A 20,783-nucleotide genomic window follows, 5' to 3' on the forward strand; every position below is an offset into this window, starting at 1 on the left:
GAATGTAACTTGAACATTTTACAACGATTAATTCAGCAAGCAAAAAACCCTCGCGGGACAATTGGTTCTTCCATGCTTTGTATTATGAACGCTGCACATATGAGACTAACAAATTGGGGATTACAAAAAATACATATACGTAAAGATGCAATTACTTTAGATATTGGTTGTGGCGGCGGCAAAACAATACATACTCTTTCAAAACGAATTCCATTTGGGAAAATATATGGAATTGATTATTCAGATCAAGCTGTTGAAAACTCAAAGAAAGCCAATATACAGGACGTAAAAAAAGGAAAAGTAATCATTCATCAGGCAAGTGTCTCCTCTATTCCTTACAATACAAACTTCTTCGATCTCATAACCGCTTTTCAAACACACTACTTTTGGCCCGATGTGGAACAAGATATAAAAGAAATATTTCGCGTCTTACAACCGAATGGATCTTTTTTATTAGTAGCTGAAACTTTCAAAATTCAATATCATATGGAGAAATGGAAAACGAATGAAGAATTAATAAACCTATTTTATAAAACAGGATTTACAAGTGTGAAATGCTATGAAGAAGGAGGTTGCCTTTGTGTAATAGGAATTAAGTAAAAAGCAGACCCTTTGAGGTCTGCTTTTTACTAGATTAACTTAAAAATACTCTTAATTTGTCTAGCAAATAACCAATTTTTCGTACCGTAGTTATCATTTAAACTATCTAAATTGATAGATTGTCCGTTAGCAAACTTTAATTCTAACGTTGTATTTTTGTCATTTGTTTTTAAATTATTATTTGTAATGTCATCATACTTTAATTTTTCAATCTCAATATATTCGTCTTTTTCTTTTCCAATCACGACATGGTCTTGGAAGAAGAAAAATACTTCTACTTTTTTACCGAAACAAAATACATTTTTCGTATAAATTAATGTCGCGTTATCAAGTCCGACACATACTTCTTTCATTTCTTCCACAACGTGTCCAAAGTCTTCTTCATGTCTTGTATTTGATTCAACAATCCATTCTTCGATTGTTTTCATATTAATTGCCATACTGCGCCCCCTGGTTCGTTCATTGCTTCGTTTAAAAAATAAATACTATATGAAAATATAAGCGATTAGTAATATGTTTTCAAGGGGGAACGGTATATTCAAAATAAAGTGAAACTTTAATCAATAGGGGTCTTCATCCCCACTGATTATTAGTTGAACCAATCGGGCTTTTACGGGCAGTTGATCACCCACCTAACTTCTTTGCTTTCGCTGGATTTTGAGATGGGGGTCTTACTGCCCGCAAATAGCGGGATAAAGTTAAATTTCAAAGTAATATATAAGGAACACCAATTCCATTAAAATTTAAACGTTTGAACGAGACATTCTTCATCATCAATTAGCTGCGCTCTCTCATCAAATTCAATGTTTAGTTCTTTATATACTTTCTTCCAAAACGACACTGCTGGTACATTTTTTAGAAGTTCGATAACGAAATATTGTCCTCTTTTCTCTTCTAGTAAATTCTCAACAGCTTGTTTACCGATTCCTTTTCCTTTATATTGATTCAATATGAAAATATCATTAATACCAAAATCATTTTCCTTCTTCAAAAACGGACGTTCCAGTAGTAATAAGAATCCTACAATACTATGATCAACTTTTATAAAATACGGCGTGATTCCGTCATTTTTCCAAAATATATGCAAATCTTCGTATTCAAAAAATCCGTTCGCTCCGATAGTTATATTCATAGTGAACTTAGAAAGGTCATGAAGATATAAAGCGTACAAATTACGTAATATTTCTTTTTCTGATTCTTGAACTTTTTGAAGTGCTACAATCATAAAAAAACTCCCCTTCCTCATATGTAACTATTTCCCGATCCTCTTCATTCGACAAAAATGATAATTCCCCTTTAACAAAAAAATAGCACTTTAAAAAGTGCTATTCTGCTCTCCTTGCCGCTTGCTGAATTGGATCCCAAACGCTGTTATATGGTGGTGCGTAACTTAAGTCAACGTCTTCTAAATCATGAATGCTCATTTTATTGAAAAGCGCCATCGCGATCACATCAATACGTTTATCTACGCCTTCTTCTCCAATTACTTGCCCGCCCAATAATTGTTTCGTATCGGAGCGATATAGTAATTTCAAGTAAAGTGGTTTTGCATTTGGATAATAGCCCGCCATATTTGTAGAATCTACTTTGACCGTTTTATACGGAATGTGTAGCCCTTTTGCTTCTTTTTCATTTAAGCCTGTTCTTGCGAGTGTCAAATCCATAAATTTAATAATGCCTGTGCCTAACGTACCTTTAAAAGCTCTTCGTTTATCAAGCATATTCAGTCCAGCAAGTCGCCCTTGTTTATTGGCTGTCGTTCCGAGCGGGATATGATCATGAATTTCCTTTATAACGTGGTAATGTGTTGCGCAATCACCGGCTGCATATACGTCTTGCACATTTGTTTGCATATATGCATTTATTTCGATTGCTCCTTTATGATTCTTACGTATATTTGTCCCTTCAAGAAAATCAGTATTTGGCTTCACTCCAACCGACACTAAAACAAGATCTGCTTTATACGTACCTTTATCCGTTTCGATTGCTTCTACTCGTTCATTTCCTTTAAATGCTTTTACATTTTCATTCGTTAAAATTTCAATATTGTGTTTATCTGCTTCTTTATGTATATATTCAGCCATATCTGCATCATAAATCGTACCGATATGATCATTTCGCTCAATCATTCTTACTTTCTTACCAAGTTCGACGAATGTTTCTGCCATCTCCAGTCCAATCGCACCGCCGCCAATAATGGTTACATCTTCAACTTTATTCGTTTCTAACGTTTTTAATATGCGCTCAGCATCCGGAATTGTTTTTAAAAGATGAACGCCTTGTAATTCCCTTCCTTCCCATTCTGGCATAACAGGACGTACTCCAGTCGCAATTAATAATCGATCATATGGAAATTCAAAGACATCCTTCGTCTTCGTATGCTCTGCGTACACCATTTTCTTTTCCGTATCTACTTTCGTTACTTCATGACGCACTTTCGCATCAATTCCATATTTCTCACGAAACGTCTTTACGTTGCGCGCGATTAACTTTTCAGTTGAAGCGATAGCACCACTAATGACATACGGTAATCCACACTGAGCGTATGAATAAATTTCACCTTTTTCTAAAGTTACAACATTTGCATTTTCATCGTTTCTAACAATTTGCATAGCTGCACTCATACCAGCTGCATCTCCGCCAATAATGACATAGTTCACTTTACCACTCCTTCTTTTTTACATACTCTTTACGTTTTCCATATTTTATAGAAATAACACCTACTTCCATTGTAAAGAAAGAGAATTTCATCTTCAAATTTGGTGCACAAACTTATGTATGAATAGGTAACTGTCGTGTCTTATAAACAACATGTTTAATATGCTATAACAGTAACCAATTGAAAGTAGGTGAAATATACATGTGCGCTGGTCTTCTCGCTCAGTTTCCAGAGGAACCGAAAGAACCAAAACCCGCCTTGTCGCTTGATCAAGAATTTTCTATTAACGCAACCATTTATAGTGCTCGTGCTTGGTTATCTAATGATGAAACTTTTCCACAAACGATTTGGAAAGGCTCTCACTTTGCTTCAGCATCACACGCTGGCAAGTCCATCTTACCAATCGGTACTGTAAAAATTTTGAACTTATCTGATGATACAATAACAGTTACTGCATCATCAGAATCAGATGATACTCTCAAAATAGTCGTACCCCCTCATTCTGAAGGTGTTTTAACATCTAACGCATTATCTGACGTGCAAGCAAGTACATCAGGAGGAGCAAGTAAAGTCACATTCCTCTTTCATATCTTTTTCTCAAGGGATCCTGGTTCAGATAAAAAACCATAAAAAAGGTACAGTTATGCACTGTACCTTTTTCCATGTGTTCTATTCTCTTGATTTAATCAGTTCAATATTATAAGTTTCGATATCTGTTAACGTTCCTGTAAAATAAGGGTTTTCTCTATACCAAGACTGTTTTGCAAAATACGCTTGCATATCTTTCGTTTGAAAAATATGTCCATGCCTTGCATATATTTCATTTCTAGCAATTTTTAACTGCTCTTTCGATAAATATGTTAAATCTGCGCTCGTTAATTTTCGAATATCACTATCAGGAAAGATGAAACCATTATATACATACCCAGTCGTAGGTGGCGGGATAACATTATAAACAACTGTTTTTTCTGTACTTTTCTTTTGGAATGGAAGATTATAAGACGAAAGTGCCGTTACCGTCTCTACTTGTGTCGTTTCTCGTCCGCTTTCTCCATTTCGTTCTAAATAAATCGTCGCACTTCCATCAGTCGCTACTGGCCCCCATGTAATTTCTTCTCCTATCAGCGCTGTAACCGGTTTTTGATTTACGTACAATGTTGCACCAGGCGCGTTCGTTTGAACTGTAATATATTGACCTTGCAACGTTAAATCTATCGTTACGTTATTTTGGCTTTGTTTCATAAGTACAACCTTTTCCTCACGCGATAGTTTTACATAATCATTTTTATATTCTGATTGAAACACTTGATTGCCTGGAAGAAACGGCCCATATTGCTTCTCAAACTTTTTGTCATCTGTCTTATCAATTTCTTTTCCGTTCATTTTTAACGCTACGCCTTTTTCATTTGTAAGCAAAGTTGTATAGTACGTCTTCGCTTTCAATTTATACCGATCAAATATAAAGAAATACTTTCCGTCTTTCGTTAATGAAAAATCAGCTCTTTCTATTCCGTCCCGTTGTTTTTCACCTTGTCTCAAATATTCTTTTAATTCATTTACGTAAGATGGATTTTCTTTTATATATGAAAATAGAGGCGTTACACTCTCTCTCGTTATCATAACCGATGGATCATCTGCCGTAACGATCTCAGCTAATTTCTCTCCGTCCCGCTCTTGTAAAATCGTAATCATCCGGTCTACTTGTGCCACCTGCGTATAATACGATGATCCGTACAAATACAATCCAATAATCGCTATAACAAATAGTGCTAACAGTGTAATGCCAACTTTTGTACCACTGCTCATGTTCTTCTTTACTACAGGACTTCCCCTCTTCATCCCGCAGTTTTGACAAAATTGTACACCATCTTCAAACTGAACTCCGCACTTTGTACATACATTCATTCAGTCAACCACCTTTTCATTAGAAGCCAGTTATTCCCTGTGTTAAGGCTTGAATTATCGTGCTAATGTAAGACCAAAGTACAATGAACGTTGCAATTCCAATTAAAACATTTGCAATAATAAGTGTGTAAACGAGATCTAATCCGCCATTGTCTAGTTTTAATACGGCTACAGTTATACTAATCCCTATATAAGTTGCAACTACCGATAATAATATCGGTAAGAAAAAGATTAATAAAAAACTAAAAAGAAAAGAAAGAACTAATATGACAATAGCCGGCGTCGCTATCGTTCCCCATATACCAAATACTTCAAGAAACGAAAAAGATGATTTCATCATCTTACCACTTACAAAAATAATAAATCCGACAAATAAAGTTAAAATTAATAAAAAGAAAAAGACCGTTATAGATTCTCCAAAAAACGTGGGAGTAGATATATCTGGTGCAAATGTTCTCGTAACTGCTGATGCTGCACTCATCATTCTATAAAAAATACATGCTCCTAAAAAACAAATAAGAACAAGACTTACAATTCCATTTCGCACTTCAATAGTGCCGCTTTTCATAATCGCTGTCGGTGCTTGTAATGCATGTTTAAAAAATTGAAAATAGCCGCTCGCAAACCGCTTCGCTTGTTCTACCGTTTCATTTGGACGCGTTTCCTTTTCTTGTGCCGCGCGCGCTTGTTCCTGCCCTTCTTCTTTGCCACTACTTGCCACTACTTCTTCCGTTAACGAATGTCCACAATTCCCGCAAAACTTTGCCTCTACTGCATGTTCTGTATGACATGACGGACATTTCATTCTCTTATCCCTCCTTAAGCATATACCTTATAGGGTGTTACAAGTTCAATATATGAATTTGTACATAAAACATGACTACAAGAAAAAGATTCTGAAATCCTTCTTCCGAAAGAAAATATATGTGCTAGCAATCTTGAAAAAAAATGCTATTATGAAACAGAATAAATAATATTTTTAACAGATTGGATGAAAGAAAATGGAATTGGTAAACTCAATTTTTCAAATACTCCTTACAAGCGTAATCCAATTATTATCTTTAATTGGCGTTATCATTGTAATTGGATTTCTATTAGGCTATTTAGAATCTCTCACACGCATGTATTGGTCGAGAGCTTTTGGAAGAAAAGGATTCCTATTAACGGCTTGGATCGGTGTTCCGATTCACGAACTTGGACATGCCATTATGTGCGTACTGTTCCGTCATAAAATTGTGGCGACTCAGTTCTTCCCAACAGATACAAGTCAAGGGGCTTTAGGTTATATACAACATCAATACAATCAAAAAAGTGTGTATCAACGAATTGGGAATTTCTTTATCGGTATTGGGCCTATTATTTCTGGTATTACTGCATTAATCCTTTTAATGCGCTATTTCGTACCAGAATCATATTTTTTATTTAATACAACTCTCGAAAAAACGATTGCTTCTACTTCTATTAATGTAGAAATGATTCAAAACATGCTCTTGTCGACGTTTGTATTATTGAAAAGCTTATTTACAATCGGCAATTTATTGAATCCTTCCTTTTGGTTATTTTTATTTATCGCCATTTGCATTTCCGCACATATCGCTTTAAGTAAACCAGACATTAAAGGATCAATAGACGGTGTTGTCGTCATGTTTATCGTGTTATTTTTATTCAACATAATAGCAGGACTGTTTCAATACAACAGTAATCAGCTAATTGGACAGGTTATGAAATATAATATGTATCTCATTGCGTTTTCTAGTGTGGCACTGCTGTTCTCTTGTCTTTCTACACTCGTTAGTTTTTCGTTTTATAAAATAAGAAGAGGGCGTTCTTTTTGAACGCCCTCTTCTTATTAATTATTCCCCTTATAATCACAATGCTCAACCGGAACACGAGCATGCCCCTCTTCATCGGTACACCATGACTGTGATTGGAAGGCAAGAAAGATACCAATCCATTCTTCTTCCTTTTCAAAGTGAATGAGTATTCCTCCGTCTTGCCATATACCATTATCAGCTTTCCATTTCTCTACATTCCCTTGATTCATGTGAATATCATGTATACCGTTTCCTGGTTTGAAATGAAAATAGGAATCTGGTGTATTTTCTTCTGGTCCCCATCTTTCGCCAAACGCGTAAATAATTGCTTTTTCTTCCATCGCTCGCTTTATATAACGTTCTATTTTTTCGTTTAAATCATTATCTGCACCTGCTTTTTCGGGAGGCAAAGGAATCATTTGTTTTGAGTCAAATAGATTTCCTCTTACATAATCTAAAGCTACTTTCGGCTCATTATTTTTTACTTCCGTAAAACCAAATGGTAATGTCGGTAAAATATGAATCGCCTCTGACCTAATATTGTTACTCGCAAAATATAAAACTTCTGACGGATAACTTTGCGACTTTACGTTAATAGCAATACGATAATCTACTCCAGTCTCGCCCTGTAAATGAACTTGATAATGAGGTGTTTTCCCTTTTCCAATCTTTGATTGTATAACTGTACCTTTTAACACACCGTAGTTTTTTAGGGGCATACATTTCATCTCCTATTCATTTAGTAGAAGCTATTCATATTTAAATCATTATCCACTCATAAAAAAAATCCTCCTATTTTAGGAGGATTTTTAATTTCTCAACATATACCAAACGATAACTTCTACCATTACAAGCAAAACCGCACCAAAGATCATTAACGTCGTCTTCTTTAACAGTTCATTTTCACGGTAAGGGATATTACATAAGTAAGCACCTAGTGTAATCCGTGACGGGCAAGCGATTGTTGCTACTGATGATGCGGTGTTTTGCAGTGTTGTGACGTATTGCCACGGGAGTGCTACGTTTTGTGCGGTTTGCATTTGTAGTTTTATAAACATTGCATTTGATCCTGCGTTACTACCTGTTAAAAATCCACCAATAGCACCAATAAACGGAGCAACGAAAACGAAAAATGTTCCAAATGTATCACCAGCTGTCTTTGCGAGTAATGAATGCATGCCTGATGCACCCATTAGTTCTGAAATGGCGATAAACATTGTCGTCGTAATCGCAAAAGGAATCCATTGTTTGATCGTTTGCGAGAGTGATTGTTTAATAATATTAGACGGGATGCGGAAGAAAATAATAGTAAATAAGCAAGTCATACCGAGCCAAAATCCTGGTGAATATAGTAACTCTAGTTTGTAAGAGTATGATTTCAAATCAAGAACCGCATATGATCTGAACAAATCATGTAATGCTGGAACGAGGCGAGAAAGTAAAATACAAACTGTTAGAAATATATAAGGGCTAATAATTTTTATAATGGATACTTCTCTCTCCGTTGCAGCCGCATGTTCTGTTATAAGATTTTGCCCACTTTTTCCTTTTAATTTAATGATAAGAAAGCCAAATGTAATCGTAACGATAGAACTTAATATCCCGGCTAGTTCAACACTTACGTACGCATTAGAAAGATAGATTCCGAGAGAAAATAATAGAAAGAATCCTACTCCTTCTTTCCACTTTTCTATAACCGCTTGCCAGCCGCCAACAACGTATAAAGAAAGAATAACAAAGTAAGCAAACATCGGAATACTTAATAGCGCTGTATTTGTACCAAGTGTTGTAAGAGGCATATTTATTAGCTGCGAACCGATAATCGTACCAGTTGCCATTGCGCCCCATGAACTAGCTAGTAAGCCGATGAATGAGAGCAGTACAGCTTGAAATGGTTTATATCCTAGTGAAAGAAAAATAGGTGCTGCAACCATGAAGCCGATACCGAATCCACTTACTGATTCAATAAGCGGGCAAATGCCAAAACACATAAGCAGCATTTGTAATAAGCGATCCTGAGTAACTTCTTCTAGAAAACGTGCTACTTGATCGATGTACCCCATTTTGTTCATGAGGTGAAATAAAAAAATACCGAAAAATAAAACGTACCCGACAATAAAACAAATTAACCACCCTTTAATCGTTGCGTGCACAGTTTCACTTATCCCTAATTGAAACGTTGGCGAGAGTAAAACGATTCCAACACATACAGCATAAGAAATTAACGAAGACCTTAATGACGTTTGTTTAAATAAAAATAAACAAATGAAAATCATCATAATTGGGATAAGTGCCAACAATATGGCCATGTTATCATCTCATTTCGTTTAAAATACAATTTTTAACTATTATATAACAGATGTTGTAATTTTCAATTGTTTTTAAAACAGATTTAAAAAAGGAGGCAAACGGCCCCTTTTCATTCACTCCCATTTTCTATTATCCTGAAAAACTGTCTGCTGTCCGATTATTTTTTTCAACACAACAAACACAATGTAAGTACATATTGCTTGCAATGCAATATTCCAAAATTTCATTAATGTAAATGAATGAATCCGTAGAAATAATTCGTTTAATAATACAATCGAAACGATACTAAATAATTCTATACTAATCGAAAATAGACATATTTCTAAAATAGACTGTTCTTGAATGCGATTTAAGTTGGAAAAGATAAATACATATCCTAAAAATAGAGCCATTAACTCTATTTTCGTCATGCTAATGAGCCAAGCGTATAGCGGTACAGTTAAAAATAGATATAGTAGTTTACGTCTTAGCATGCCTTCTCACCCTCTAAATTATATGTATTTTCTGTATATTTTAACATTTATTACGCAAAACAAAAAGAAGAGACTACGCCTCTTCTTTTTGTTTTGTTGCATATATTAATTCACATATTTCTTCTTGCTTTTCATTTTCTAAAAGCTCAATGATCTTACTTCCAACGACAACTCCGTCGCATATTGTAACCATTTCTTCTACATGTTCTTTTGTTGAGATGCCAAATCCAGCGACTACTGGTAAGTTGACGTGTGATTTTACTTTTTCTAAGTAACTATGAATCTCCTCTTTAAAGTTTTGACGTACTCCCGTTACGCCCGCTACTGTAACAGCATAAACGAACCCTTCTGATTCACTCGTAATTTTTTCAATTCTTTCAATAGGACTCGTTACGGTAACGAGTGGAATGAGCGCAATGTTTGCCTCTCGAAGTAACGGCGCAATAATATTTTGTTCTTCATACGGTAAGTCTGGAACGATGATGCCGTCTACACCTGCTTCTATACAGTTCTCAATGAATCTCTCTTTTCCGAATGCAAGTACCGGATTTAAATATGTCATAAGAACAAAAGGCATTTGTACTTCTTTCCTTACCTCTGCTAACGCTTGAAAAATGCCTTTTAATGTTACGCCGCTATCTAGCGCTCGCTTTCCTGCTCTTTGAATCGTTGGGCCGTCCGCGACTGGATCTGAAAACGGAATACCAATTTCAACGATGCTTGCTCCAGCTTCATCTAGAAAACGAATTCTTTCTTTTAATTTTTCAAGGCCGCCATCTCCGCCCATTACGTACGGAATAAATACTTTCTTGCCATTTTCAAACGCTGCTTTAATTTTTTCTACTCCCATTTTTTACACCTCTTCCATATAACGTTTTATACTCTCTACATCTTTATCACCACGGCCAGATAAACAAATAACAAGTCCTTCATCTTCCTTCATTTTCGGAGCTAATTTTAATGCGTATGCGACAGCATGTGAACTTTCTAACGCCGGGATAATGCCTTCTTTTTTCGTTAATAATTGAAATGCTTCTAATGCTTCTTCGTCTGTTATCGAATGATAAGAAACGCGGCCAATATCTTTTAGCAAGCTATGTTCTGGACCAACACCTGGATAATCAAGTCCTGCTGAAATAGAGTGTGCTTCTTGAATTTGCCCTTCTTCATTTTGCAGAAGATACATCATTGATCCGTGTAAAACACCGACGCTTCCTTTCGTTAAAGTTGCTGCATGCTTTTCTGTATGAACGCCTTTTCCAGCTGCTTCTACGCCGTAAAGAGCAACTTCTTCATCGTGTACGAACGGATAAAACATCCCCATCGCATTACTACCACCGCCAATACAAGCAACGACTGCTTCTGGTAACTTTCCTTCTAACGCCTCATATTGTTTTTTCGTTTCATTTCCAATTACACTTTGGAAATCACGGACAATTTGCGGGAATGGATGTGGTCCGAGAACAGATCCCATAATGTAGTGCGTATCATGCACATGTGAAACCCAGTAACGAAGCGCCTCGTTTACCGCATCTTTTAATGTACCGCTACCTGCCGCTACACTTTCTACTTTCGCTCCGAGTAATTCCATTCGGAACACATTTAATTTTTGACGTCTTACATCTTCTTCTCCCATAAAAATGACGCATTCTAACCCGAGAAGAGCACATACAGTAGCTGTTGCAACTCCGTGTTGTCCAGCTCCTGTTTCAGCGACAACTTTTTTCTTACCCATTCGCACCGCAAGTAGTGCCTGACCAATTGTATTGTTAATTTTATGAGCTCCTGTATGATTCAAATCTTCACGTTTTAAATAAATCTTTGCACCTCCGCAATACTTCGTCAGATTTTCAGCGAAATAAAGCGGTGTTTCTCTTCCGACGTACGTTTTTAAATAATGATTTAATTCCTTTTGAAATGCCTCATCTTGCATCGCTTCTTTATATGCTTCTTCTAGTTCTAGTACAGATTGCATTAACGTTTCTGGAACGTATCGTCCTCCGTATATACCGTAATGTCCTTTTTCATCTGGATATGCGTAGTTCATTTGGAACACTCCTTCGCTTTTATAATAAATTGTTTTATTTTCTCTACATCTTTCTTTCCTTCTGTCTCTACTCCGCTGCTCACATCAACCATATAAGGCCGAACAATTCGAATTGCTTCTTCTATATTAAGAGCGTTTAATCCACCAGCTAATATCGTTTTCTTTCGCAATTCTTTTGGTATATGCCCAAGTAGTTCCCATGAAAATGTCTTTCCATTTCCTCCATGAAACTTTTCTTTCGGGCTATCAAATAATATATAATCCGCTTCATACCCTTGGGCGTTTTTCATATCACTCTCTGAAGTTACTCCTAGCGATTTTACAGACGGAATATTCAATCTTCTAATTTGATGATTGTCTTCATCCCCATGTAGTTGTACATGTGTTAACCCACACTCATCTGCAATTTTCTGGATCACTTCTACTGATTCATTTACGAAAACACCGATTTTTAACACGTTGGCTGGAAGCTCCTGAATGATTTCTTTCGCTCTCTTTGGAGTGATTTTCCGTTTACTTTCTGCAAAAACAAATCCGAGTGCATCTGCGCCATATTCGCACGCACTTTTCGCTGTTTCCACATCAGTGATGCCGCAAATTTTCACTTTCATATATTCACCTTACAATCTTCAAAAAAACTACTAATAGAAGATGATGTCATAAGCGCCTCTCCAACTAATACACCTTTGGCTCCAGCTCTTTTAACACGAATAATATCTTCTTTTGAATGAATGCCACTTTCACTAATCCAAAGTAGTTTCTCCTCATTCAATCTTTTTCCAAGCTTTTCAGTTTGGCTTAAATCTACTTCGAACGTTTTTAAATTACGATTATTAATGCCAATAACGTGCGGATTTAATACAATCGCAGTTTCTAATTCCTGTTCATCATGAACTTCAACAATCGCTTCCAATCCTTTTTCTAACACGTAGCTATACAACTCTTTTAACTTCTCTTTCGTTAACGCTGCTACGATTAGTAAAATAATATCTGCTCCCGCTTCATACGCTCTATCGATTTGAATCTTATCGATTATGAAATCTTTACATAAAAGCGGAATGTTACTTTCTTCTCTTGCTGTTTGTAAATCTTGAAACGATCCTTTAAAAAATTGACCATCTGTTAAAACAGATACTGCTCCTGCACCACATTTCTCATATGTTCCCACTTGTTTTCGTACGTCAACGTGTAAATTGATATCTCCTTTTGATGGTGATGCTCGCTTTACTTCTGCAATGACAGTAAACTGCTGTAACGCTTCTACAAGTGAATGTGTCTTTCTTTTTGTTTTTACTGGTGTATATATTTCATATAACTCCGCAACTTCCTTTTTCTTCTGTTCTACAATTTTATCTAAAATCGTCCCCACTTTAGTTCACCCTTTCTAATTTTTCGTTGCTTGCTACAATTAATAAGTTTAATTTGGCTAATGCTTTTCCAGAGTCAATGCTATGTGCCGCGAGTTTAATTCCTTCTTCAATCGTTTCCGTTTTTCCATTTGCGAAAAGAGCTAGACCTGCATTTAATAAAACTGTATCGCGATAAACACTCTTTTCTCCGCTCAATACGCCGACTGTAATCTTTGCATTTTCTTTTGAATTCCCCCCTCTAATTTCTTCATTTTTCACTCTTGAAAAACCATACTTTTCTGGATCAATACTCATTTCCACTATTTCATTATCTTTTAAAAGGACTACATGATTTTCCCCTTGTAATGATGCTTCATCTAAAAAACCACTTCCATTTACGACAAGCGCTTGTTTCCGGCCTAATTTTTGTAATACTTGTGCAACTGGTAATAACATATCTCGTTTATAAATACCGACAAATTGTGTTTCTAAATTCACTGGATTTGTTAAAGGGCCAATTAAGTTAAAGATCGTCGGTACGTTTAATTCTTTTCTTATTTTCATAATGCGCCTTAGTGCTGGATGCATCGCTGGTGCAAATAAAAATGCAATACCTACATGCTCTAGTAAATAATCAATTTCGCTTGGCGTACTACTAATATTTACACCTAGTTCTTCTAATAAGTCTGCACTTCCTGTTTTACTAGAAACAGCACGATTACCATGTTTTGCAACCTTTACACCTGCTCCTGCCAGTACGAATGCTGATGTTGTGCTAATATTAAACGTTTGAGCACCGTCACCACCCGTCCCGCAATTGTCCATTGCTCCTTGTATATGGTTCGAAAATGGTAGTGCCTTTTCGCGAAGAGCTCGAACAAGGCCGTATATTTCTTCTGCAGTTTCACCTTTCGCTTTCAGTAAGACTAAGAAAGCTGCAATTTCACTTTCTAATATGTTTTCACTTAATAAAAGTAGTCCTGCTTTATACATTTCCTCTTCTGTTAAATGTTGACCCTCCACTAATTTACGAAGATAGTTATTCATACTCTTTCCTCCTCTTTTACTTCTGTTAAAAAGGCACGTATTAACTTTCCGCCTTCTTCTGTTGCGATTGATTCCGGATGAAACTGTAATCCGAAGAGCGGATAATAATTGTGACGGACTGCCATTATTTCTCCATCGTCCATCGCTGTCGCTAATATGTCAAAACACTTTGGCAAGCTCGTGTGCTCTGCAACAAGGGAATGATAGCGCATCGCCGTTAGCGGCTGTGTAGCGTATGAAAAGATTGACGTTCCGTTATGTTTCACACGCGATGTTTTTCCGTGTTTAATACGTTCTGCTCTAACAATGTCTCCTCCAAATGCAGCTATGATCGCTTGGTGGCCTAGACAAATCCCTAATATGGGAACGTTCTTATAAAAATGGCGGATGACGTCGATACAAATGCCGGCATCCTCTGGTTTTCCTGGTCCTGGTGAAAGTACAATTCCTCTTGGATTCATCTCTTCTAACTGTTCTATCGTTATTTCATCATTTCTTACAACTACAATTTCTTCTTCATGTTCGCCTAACAGTTGGTACAAGTTATATGTGAACGAATCGTAATTATCGATAAGTACAATCATTTCATAACCTCCAAAAGCGCTCTCGCTTTATTTAATGTTTCTTCATATTCAGCTACTGGATCTGAATCGTAAACGACTCCTGCTCCTGCTTGAACGTATGCTTTTTCATCCTTTACGACCATCGTTCGAATGGCGAGCGCCATATCAAGATTTCCTGAAAAACTAACGTATCCAACTGCTCCGGCGTATACATTTCTTTTTTCATTCTCTAGCTCATTTATAATTTCCATCGCTCTAATTTTCGGAGCTCCCGACACTGTTCCTGCTGGTAGGCAATACGCTAATGCATCAAATCCGCTCATTTGTTTCCGCAATATTCCGTAAACTTCAGATACAATGTGCATAACGTGAGAGTATTTTTCTACTTTCATATATTTATCTATCGTAACCGAGCCGATTTCGCTCACTCTACCAATATCGTTTCGCCCAAGATCTACAAGCATCATATGCTCTGCTCGCTCTTTCTCATTGCCTAACAGTTCTTTTTCGATTTCCTCATCTTCCCTTTTCGTTTTCCCCCTCGGTCTTGTACCAGCAATTGGATTCGTCATCACTTTATTCTCTCTTACTGATAGCAAACTTTCCGGTGAAGAACCGAGTACAACATAATCTTGAAAATCGATATAGAACATATATGGTGATGGATTTGCAATTCGAAGTTTTCGGTATAACGCGAATGGATCACCAATACATTCACTTTGTAAACGCTGTGACAGTACGACTTGGAATATGTCTCCAGCTCTTATATGTTCTTTCGCCATTTCTACCATCCCACAAAACTCTTTTTCCGTTATAGAAGAAGTGAATGATAATGTGGATTGTATTGCATTTACTTCAGTTTCTTCTCCTTGTAGCACTTCCTCTTTGTATACTCGTAGCCTTTCGTATACTTCCTCATAATCTGCTGAATCATCTTCCCTGCATACATATACAAACGACAACCTTTGGCGTAAATGATCGTAAACGATAAACTCACGATATAGTAAGAGGTGTACTTCCGGAATATTTAATGGGTCGTGTAAATCCGCTCCAATGTTTTCATACTGCCGAATGACATCATATCCAATATAACCAACTGCTCCTCCGCAAAATGGAAATGGGCTGTCTACTTGTGATGGTGCGATTATTTCTTCTAACACTTGTAGTACGTTACCTTGTAACTTTTCTGCCCGGCCGAAAATCGTTCGTTCTACTTCCGTACCAACGCTTTTTACTTCTTCATAAGGATTACATCCTAAGTAAGAATAACGCCCTTTATCTTGATGAAGCTGTGAACTTTCTAATAAAAATTTCTTCTTTCCTTTCATACGTCTATATAAAGAAATTGGCGTAATGCTATCTCCTTCTTCTTCAGTAATTACTAAAAATGTCTTTCTCTCTCTTTTTTGTTTTATAAATTCTTCTTTCGTCATCATGTCCTTCACCTCACTCTGAAAAATAAAAAAGTCCCCTACATATCGAAAATATGTAGAGGACGATAAATATACCGCGGTACCACCTCGTGTTGGATGCAAAAGCATCCCGCTTTGTTCAGGTACAAATTTTATACCTTATCCTTGTAACGGCGGAACCCGGGTTGCCTACTAAAAATAATTGTTCAGCATACCTCTCGTAAGCCCATTCCGTATATGGCACCGTACCGGGCTCCCACCTATTCCCGGCTCTCTGTAACGTCTCCAATATACGTACTCTTCTTACTTAAACGATTTCATTTATTTAATTTTTTATACACAAAAAGGGAGTACTCATCCTATAGAAAGGACGGGTACTCCCGTGGTGCCACCTTAATTCGTTACAAATGTAACGCACTTTACCGTATCAAAAACAATACGTGTCTCTTGTATCGATGAGATCATGTCGCCAAAGCCTACTTCTTTCGTTTCGGTTTGGAAGCTCCGAAGCCCATTCCACATCAATTCCATACTGATTCGCACCAACCATCAGCTCTCTGACATGTTCATCATGTGTACTCTTCTTCATCAACGCTTGCATTTTTTTAAGTTGCACTCATTATAGACCTGACTTTTTTCACAAGTCAATACTTTTTTAAAAATTTTATTTTTCTTTCCTTTCAATATTATATTGACAAAACAACCTCTTTTTATGTAAATATAATAAATACTCTATTAAAAATAAGGTTTTTTGTATGAATATTATATATTAAAAAAGTAAAATAACATCAAAAAACGCTTACATTTCTGAAAATTCGTATTTCTATATGGATTTTTCAGAATAATCATGATAGATTATAAAGTGAAACTTTAATCAGTAGGGGTTTTGTTCATCCCCCACTTATTATTAGTTGAACTAATCGGGCATTTACGGGCAGTTGATCTCCCACCTAACTTCCTTGCCCATCCAATTTTAAGGTGGGAGTTTTACTGCCCGTTCATGCGGGATAAATATGCATAACGCATCAAAAGACATGACAAAAGAAAGGGGAACTACATGAGTACGCAGATGTTAATTTTAACTTCTATCTCTATTTACATGCTTGGGATGCTAATTATCGGCTATTTCGCTTATAAGCAAACATCCAACTTAACAGATTATATGCTTGGCGGGCGTACACTAGGCCCCGCAGTAACAGCATTAAGTGCTGGAGCAGCTGATATGAGTGGTTGGCTTTTAATGGGCTTACCCGGTGCAATGTTTAGCGTTGGATTAAGTAGTAGCTGGATTGCGATTGGCCTAACATTAGGCGCATATGCAAACTGGCTTTATGTCGCTCCTCGCTTACGTACCTACTCTGAAATTGCAAATAACTCTATTACTATCCCAGAATTTTTGGAACACCGTTTCCACGACAAATCCCATATGCTACGTTTAGTATCTGGACTTGTTATTATGATATTTTTCACGTTTTATGTAGCTTCAGGATTTGTCTCTGGTGCTGTATTATTCGAAAATTCATTTGGACTCAATTACCATGTTGGTCTTCTTATCGTTGGTGGAGTTGTCGTAGCTTACACATTATTTGGTGGATTTTTAGCTGTAAGTTGGACAGACTTCGTGCAAGGAATCATTATGGTAGTCGCTCTTATTCTTGTTCCAGTCGTAACAATTATGCACGTAAATGGACTTGGTCCAGCATTTGAAACAATTAAATCTATCGATCCGGCATTATTAGATATTTTTAAAGGTACTTCTGTATTAGGAATTATTTCATTATTCGCATGGGGCCTTGGTTATGTTGGACAACCACATATTATTGTACGCTTTATGGCGATTTCTTCTGTAAAAGAAATTAAAAGTGCACGACGTATTGGTATGAGCTGGATGATTTTCTCTGTTGCTGGAGCTATGTTTACTGGCCTTATCGGTATTGCATACTATTCAAAAGCAGGTTTAAAACTTTCTGATCCAGAAACGATTTTCGTTGAACTTGGCACTATTTTATTCCATCCACTTATTACTGGATTTTTATTAGCAGCTATTTTAGCAGCTATTATGAGTACAATTTCTTCTCAACTTCTCGTTACTTCGAGTGCAGTAACAGAAGACTTATATAGAACATTCTTTAAGCGTGATGCTTCTGATAAAGAACTTGTATTTGTCGGTCGTATGGCTGTTCTTGTTATCGCTTTAATTGGATGTGCATTAGCGCTTAAACAAAATGATACGATTTTAGCTCTTGTTGGATACGCTTGGGCTGGGTTCGGTTCTTCATTCGGACCTGCTATTTTATTAAGCTTATATTGGAAACGTATGACGAAATGGGGCGCGCTTGCTGGTATGATTTCTGGTGCCGCTACTGTTATTATATGGACTCAATTCAAATTCTTAAAAGATTTCTTATATGAAATGATTCCAGGTTTCGCTATTAGTTTACTAGCCATCGTAATTGTTAGTTTACTAACACAACCTTCAAAAGAAGTTGAAGAGCAATTTGAGGATTTCGAAAAACAACATCGTCATAATTTATAAAAAAATCTCTGCTGTTATCGTAACAGCAGAGATTTTTACAGTTCGACAATCTTCTTATCAAATTTAACAAATTCTTTATGTTTCGTTAAATTTAACATAACACTACTCCTTTATAGTATGAGTATCAGCACTTATACAGAAAGGGGACTCCAACATGTTAGCAGCTTTCCAGCAACAACAAACACGAAAATTTTCACCTATCACAAATACTTCTGCGTCTTGTTTAAACATGCAACCTAACCCGCCTAAAATTTCAATTGCTCCTTCTGTTATTTCAGTCATCGGTGTTCATATGGAAAAACATAAATTAAAAATAAAAACGGGACAAAACATTGTGTTATCAGCTTCCATTTTGCCAATACAAGCAACGAATAAAGAGCTTATTTGGTCAAATATGAATTCTGATATCATCACCATATATCCAAAAGGTGACACCGTGACAATTACTGGAAAAAGCGCAGGTAGAGCAGTCGTAATTGTCACAACTGCTGAAGGCAAATTCCGTGACCTATGTGTCATTCATGTACAACCTTATATGACAAATCCAAAGTAAAAGAGTGGCTTCGTAGCCACTCTTTTACTTGATTTCAATATTTGAGTTTTTACTTTTTACAAGATTAATAAATTGTTCTTTATTTCTTGGAGAAATACTTTCTGTTTTATGTGTATCGTAAACAATTTCAAGTCGGTCAAATGATAATGCATGGGCTGCTATTGGATTTTTCGTATTTGAAATTTGTTTTATATCTCGTATAAAAATACGTTTTGTAACGAGACCCGATCTAATCGTAATTATTTCTTCCCGGGCAATATATTTTGCCAAAAAACAACTCCAGCTAAACAACATTGCTAATGGAATTGTAAAAAGCAAAAGAAAATATTCTCTCCCTACAAAAATTGGTGCAAAACAAGCACCCAAAACAATAAAAAAAATTGGATATAACCATGTATCTTTTTTTGATGGAAACTCCATTTCCCTTCCCCTTCTACGCCCGTATTTCTATAAAACAAAAAGAGAAGTATCACAACTTCTCTTTTCTCCCCTAACACTATAATTCCTGTGTGTACACCGGCTCGTTTACGACATTTTTTGCTGTTCGCTTTTGTTGCTGCAGTAAGAAAACAGATACACCAAACAATACGAGCATGCTACCGATAATTTGCATTGCATTTAATTTTTCTCCAAGTAAGAAGAACGCAAGTATAGATGCTCCAACAGGTTCTCCTAAAATACTCATTGAAATTGTCGTTGCATTTACATAATTTAATAGCCAGTTATTAATTACATGTGACACTGTCGGCACAACCGCAAGTAAAAGAAAAACGGTCCAATCCCACTTCGTATAACCTGTAAAGGGTACTTGCAATATGACATTATAAATCCCCATAAAAAGACCTGCGAATGCAAAGACTGTAAAGCTATAAATCCAGTGTGATACTTTCTTTACTGTCGTTTGCCCGATAAATAAATAACCGACAACTGCTATTACACTTAGAAAGGATAATATGTCTCCATAAATTGCTTGCTTACTTAAACCTAAATCTCCCCAACCAATGCACATTACGCCTAGAATAGCGATTCCCATCGTTGCAATGGCTGAATATGTTGTTCTTTCTTTAAACAGAAAAAAACCTCCAACTAAAGATACGATCGGTTGAAGTGCCAAAATAATTGTTGAACTAGCAACTGTTGTATGCTTTAAAGATTCAAACCATAAAAGAAAATGAAGTGCTAAAAAGAAACCAGATCCAATTAAAAAGCCCCAATCTTTCATTTGAATCCTATTAAATTCCTCTCTTTTTTTCCATACGATAGGCAGCATAATAAGTACGATAATCCATAAGCGGTACATACTTAATATTGAAGATGGTGCTGAGGACATCTTTACAAAAACTGCTGCAAAGGAAATAGCAATTATAGAAATAGCCAATGGTAGTGCGATTGATTTTTCTTGTTTCAAATCCTGTCTCCCCTCTCACCTGTCAAAAATCCCACTTCATTATATCCGTTTTCTTTCGTAACTTAAATACTAATTTTTTAGATTCTTCGTACCATTATGGTAAAATA

At 36.3% G+C, this 20,783-nt stretch carries 22 protein-coding genes and 2 other annotated features; of the genes, 5 read left to right on the forward strand and 17 right to left on the reverse strand.

Annotated elements, in window-relative coordinates:
- Positions 1-9: 9 nt before the first annotated feature.
- Positions 10-600: a class I SAM-dependent methyltransferase gene (locus BUA87_RS11225; protein WP_072939686.1), complete on the forward strand. Its 591-nt coding sequence runs from the start codon at positions 10-12 to the stop codon at positions 598-600.
- Between the two features lie 29 nt (positions 601-629).
- On the opposite strand, the gene BUA87_RS11230 is transcribed toward BUA87_RS11225, so the two are convergent.
- From BUA87_RS11230 to BUA87_RS11240, 3 genes are all read right to left on the reverse strand, one after another.
- On the reverse strand, positions 630-1,040 hold the full coding sequence (locus BUA87_RS11230; protein WP_072939689.1) for a DUF3908 family protein: 411 nt from the start codon (positions 1,038-1,040) through the stop codon (positions 630-632).
- 296 nt (positions 1,041-1,336) lie between these two features.
- Positions 1,337-1,825 (reverse strand): GNAT family N-acetyltransferase, encoded by a 489-nt coding sequence (locus tag BUA87_RS11235; protein WP_072939692.1) that lies wholly within the window; start codon positions 1,823-1,825, stop codon positions 1,337-1,339.
- A gap of 100 nt (positions 1,826-1,925) precedes the next feature.
- Positions 1,926-3,260, reverse strand: coding sequence for a CoA-disulfide reductase (locus BUA87_RS11240; RefSeq protein WP_001110233.1), 1,335 nt, complete (start codon positions 3,258-3,260; stop codon positions 1,926-1,928).
- A 200-nt stretch (positions 3,261-3,460) separates the two neighbouring features.
- Here BUA87_RS11240 and BUA87_RS11245 point away from each other — a divergent pair, with 200 nt between their 5' ends.
- Positions 3,461-3,889: a hypothetical protein gene (locus tag BUA87_RS11245; protein ID WP_000332398.1), complete on the forward strand. Its 429-nt coding sequence runs from the start codon at positions 3,461-3,463 to the stop codon at positions 3,887-3,889.
- 39 nt (positions 3,890-3,928) lie between these two features.
- On the opposite strand, the gene BUA87_RS11250 is transcribed toward BUA87_RS11245, so the two are convergent.
- Together BUA87_RS11250 and BUA87_RS11255 are read right to left on the reverse strand one after the other, a co-directional pair.
- Positions 3,929-5,164, reverse strand: coding sequence for a TcaA 3rd/4th domain-containing protein (locus BUA87_RS11250; protein WP_001099936.1), 1,236 nt, complete (start codon positions 5,162-5,164; stop codon positions 3,929-3,931).
- Positions 5,165-5,183: 19 nt separating this feature from the next.
- Entirely contained in the window at positions 5,184-5,969 is a 786-nt protein-coding gene (locus BUA87_RS11255) for a zinc ribbon domain-containing protein (protein ID WP_000650084.1), read from the reverse strand.
- Between the two features lie 196 nt (positions 5,970-6,165).
- Here BUA87_RS11255 and BUA87_RS11260 point away from each other — a divergent pair, with 196 nt between their 5' ends.
- Positions 6,166-6,999 (forward strand): hypothetical protein, encoded by an 834-nt coding sequence (locus tag BUA87_RS11260; RefSeq protein ID WP_000424523.1) that lies wholly within the window; start codon positions 6,166-6,168, stop codon positions 6,997-6,999.
- A gap of 14 nt (positions 7,000-7,013) precedes the next feature.
- Here BUA87_RS11260 and BUA87_RS11265 read toward each other — a convergent pair whose 3' ends face one another.
- The 10 genes from BUA87_RS11265 to trpE form a co-directional block, all read right to left on the reverse strand.
- Positions 7,014-7,697 carry a DUF2278 family protein gene (locus tag BUA87_RS11265; RefSeq protein WP_001128610.1) on the reverse strand — a complete coding sequence of 228 codons (684 nt, stop codon included), beginning with the start codon at positions 7,695-7,697 and terminating at the stop codon, positions 7,014-7,016.
- 90 nt (positions 7,698-7,787) lie between these two features.
- Positions 7,788-9,287: an L-lactate permease gene (locus BUA87_RS11270; RefSeq protein ID WP_072939694.1), complete on the reverse strand. Its 1,500-nt coding sequence runs from the start codon at positions 9,285-9,287 to the stop codon at positions 7,788-7,790.
- A gap of 114 nt (positions 9,288-9,401) precedes the next feature.
- Entirely contained in the window at positions 9,402-9,761 is a 360-nt protein-coding gene (locus BUA87_RS11275; protein WP_053564990.1) for a DUF4029 domain-containing protein, read from the reverse strand.
- Positions 9,762-9,834: 73 nt separating this feature from the next.
- Positions 9,835-10,611 (reverse strand): tryptophan synthase subunit alpha, encoded by a 777-nt coding sequence (gene trpA, locus BUA87_RS11280; protein ID WP_072939697.1) that lies wholly within the window; start codon positions 10,609-10,611, stop codon positions 9,835-9,837.
- A gap of 3 nt (positions 10,612-10,614) precedes the next feature.
- Complete coding sequence (gene trpB / locus BUA87_RS11285) at positions 10,615-11,808, reverse strand: tryptophan synthase subunit beta (RefSeq protein WP_001105015.1); 1,194 nt, start codon at positions 11,806-11,808, stop codon at positions 10,615-10,617.
- Positions 11,805-12,419, reverse strand: a complete 615-nt coding sequence (locus BUA87_RS11290; RefSeq protein ID WP_000865144.1) for a phosphoribosylanthranilate isomerase — start codon at positions 12,417-12,419, stop codon at positions 11,805-11,807. Before BUA87_RS11290 ends, trpB begins: the two co-directional genes overlap by 4 nt.
- Entirely contained in the window at positions 12,416-13,177 is a 762-nt protein-coding gene (trpC, locus tag BUA87_RS11295; RefSeq protein WP_000536702.1) for an indole-3-glycerol phosphate synthase TrpC, read from the reverse strand. Before trpC ends, BUA87_RS11290 begins: the two co-directional genes overlap by 4 nt.
- Before the next feature lies 1 nt (position 13,178).
- Positions 13,179-14,204, reverse strand: a complete 1,026-nt coding sequence (gene trpD, locus BUA87_RS11300) for an anthranilate phosphoribosyltransferase (protein WP_001067370.1) — start codon at positions 14,202-14,204, stop codon at positions 13,179-13,181.
- The gene (locus tag BUA87_RS11305) at positions 14,201-14,788 is read right to left on the reverse strand and encodes an aminodeoxychorismate/anthranilate synthase component II (protein ID WP_000636319.1); all 588 of its coding nucleotides are present in this window, start codon (positions 14,786-14,788) and stop codon (positions 14,201-14,203) included. Before BUA87_RS11305 ends, trpD begins: the two co-directional genes overlap by 4 nt.
- Complete coding sequence (gene trpE, locus BUA87_RS11310; RefSeq protein ID WP_002093911.1) at positions 14,785-16,203, reverse strand: anthranilate synthase component I; 1,419 nt, start codon at positions 16,201-16,203, stop codon at positions 14,785-14,787. The genes BUA87_RS11305 and trpE overlap by 4 nt, the downstream gene beginning before the upstream one ends.
- Before the next feature lie 52 nt (positions 16,204-16,255).
- Positions 16,256-16,500: a binding site (T-box leader), on the reverse strand.
- A 42-nt stretch (positions 16,501-16,542) separates the two neighbouring features.
- Positions 16,543-16,780: a binding site (T-box leader), on the reverse strand.
- Between the two features lie 456 nt (positions 16,781-17,236).
- On the opposite strand from trpE, the gene putP reads away from it, so the two are divergent.
- Together putP and BUA87_RS11325 are read left to right on the forward strand one after the other, a co-directional pair.
- Positions 17,237-18,715, forward strand: coding sequence for a sodium/proline symporter PutP (putP, locus tag BUA87_RS11320; protein WP_000107190.1), 1,479 nt, complete (start codon positions 17,237-17,239; stop codon positions 18,713-18,715).
- Between the two features lie 154 nt (positions 18,716-18,869).
- Positions 18,870-19,268 carry an Ig-like domain-containing protein gene (locus BUA87_RS11325; RefSeq protein WP_000878735.1) on the forward strand — a complete coding sequence of 133 codons (399 nt, stop codon included), beginning with the start codon at positions 18,870-18,872 and terminating at the stop codon, positions 19,266-19,268.
- Positions 19,269-19,292: 24 nt separating this feature from the next.
- Here BUA87_RS11325 and BUA87_RS11330 read toward each other — a convergent pair whose 3' ends face one another.
- Positions 19,293-19,688 carry a PH domain-containing protein gene (locus BUA87_RS11330; RefSeq protein WP_016513133.1) on the reverse strand — a complete coding sequence of 132 codons (396 nt, stop codon included), beginning with the start codon at positions 19,686-19,688 and terminating at the stop codon, positions 19,293-19,295.
- 76 nt (positions 19,689-19,764) lie between these two features.
- Positions 19,765-20,676: a DMT family transporter gene (locus BUA87_RS11335; protein ID WP_000806939.1), complete on the reverse strand. Its 912-nt coding sequence runs from the start codon at positions 20,674-20,676 to the stop codon at positions 19,765-19,767.
- Between the last annotated feature and the right edge of the window lie 107 nt (positions 20,677-20,783).

Origin of the sequence: Bacillus sp. bc15 (assembly GCF_900142585.1) — a bacterium.
In the GTDB taxonomy this organism is placed as follows: domain Bacteria; phylum Bacillota; class Bacilli; order Bacillales; family Bacillaceae_G; genus Bacillus_A; species Bacillus_A cereus.

What these genes read in the sequence shown, in the direction of transcription:
- BUA87_RS11230 (WP_072939689.1), bottom strand. Translation starts at nt 1,040, where the DNA reads ATGGCAATTAATATGAAAACAATCGAAGAATGGATTGTTGAATCAAAT.
- BUA87_RS11235 (WP_072939692.1), bottom strand. Translation starts at nt 1,825, where the DNA reads ATGATTGTAGCACTTCAAAAAGTTCAAGAATCAGAAAAAGAAATATTA.
- BUA87_RS11245 (WP_000332398.1), top strand. Translation starts at nt 3,461, where the DNA reads ATGTGCGCTGGTCTTCTCGCTCAGTTTCCAGAGGAACCGAAAGAACCA.
- BUA87_RS11250 (WP_001099936.1), bottom strand. Translation starts at nt 5,164, where the DNA reads ATGAATGTATGTACAAAGTGCGGAGTTCAGTTTGAAGATGGTGTACAA.
- BUA87_RS11255 (WP_000650084.1), bottom strand. Translation starts at nt 5,969, where the DNA reads ATGAAATGTCCGTCATGTCATACAGAACATGCAGTAGAGGCAAAGTTT.
- BUA87_RS11260 (WP_000424523.1), top strand. Translation starts at nt 6,166, where the DNA reads ATGGAATTGGTAAACTCAATTTTTCAAATACTCCTTACAAGCGTAATC.
- BUA87_RS11265 (WP_001128610.1), bottom strand. Translation starts at nt 7,697, where the DNA reads ATGCCCCTAAAAAACTACGGTGTGTTAAAAGGTACAGTTATACAATCA.
- BUA87_RS11270 (WP_072939694.1), bottom strand. Translation starts at nt 9,287, where the DNA reads ATGGCCATATTGTTGGCACTTATCCCAATTATGATGATTTTCATTTGT.
- BUA87_RS11275 (WP_053564990.1), bottom strand. Translation starts at nt 9,761, where the DNA reads ATGCTAAGACGTAAACTACTATATCTATTTTTAACTGTACCGCTATAC.
- trpA (WP_072939697.1), bottom strand. Translation starts at nt 10,611, where the DNA reads ATGGGAGTAGAAAAAATTAAAGCAGCGTTTGAAAATGGCAAGAAAGTA.
- trpB (WP_001105015.1), bottom strand. Translation starts at nt 11,808, where the DNA reads ATGAACTACGCATATCCAGATGAAAAAGGACATTACGGTATATACGGA.
- BUA87_RS11290 (WP_000865144.1), bottom strand. Translation starts at nt 12,419, where the DNA reads ATGAAAGTGAAAATTTGCGGCATCACTGATGTGGAAACAGCGAAAAGT.
- trpD (WP_001067370.1), bottom strand. Translation starts at nt 14,204, where the DNA reads ATGAATAACTATCTTCGTAAATTAGTGGAGGGTCAACATTTAACAGAA.
- BUA87_RS11305 (WP_000636319.1), bottom strand. Translation starts at nt 14,788, where the DNA reads ATGATTGTACTTATCGATAATTACGATTCGTTCACATATAACTTGTAC.
- trpE (WP_002093911.1), bottom strand. Translation starts at nt 16,203, where the DNA reads ATGATGACGAAAGAAGAATTTATAAAACAAAAAAGAGAGAGAAAGACA.
- putP (WP_000107190.1), top strand. Translation starts at nt 17,237, where the DNA reads ATGAGTACGCAGATGTTAATTTTAACTTCTATCTCTATTTACATGCTT.
- BUA87_RS11325 (WP_000878735.1), top strand. Translation starts at nt 18,870, where the DNA reads ATGTTAGCAGCTTTCCAGCAACAACAAACACGAAAATTTTCACCTATC.
- BUA87_RS11330 (WP_016513133.1), bottom strand. Translation starts at nt 19,688, where the DNA reads ATGGAGTTTCCATCAAAAAAAGATACATGGTTATATCCAATTTTTTTT.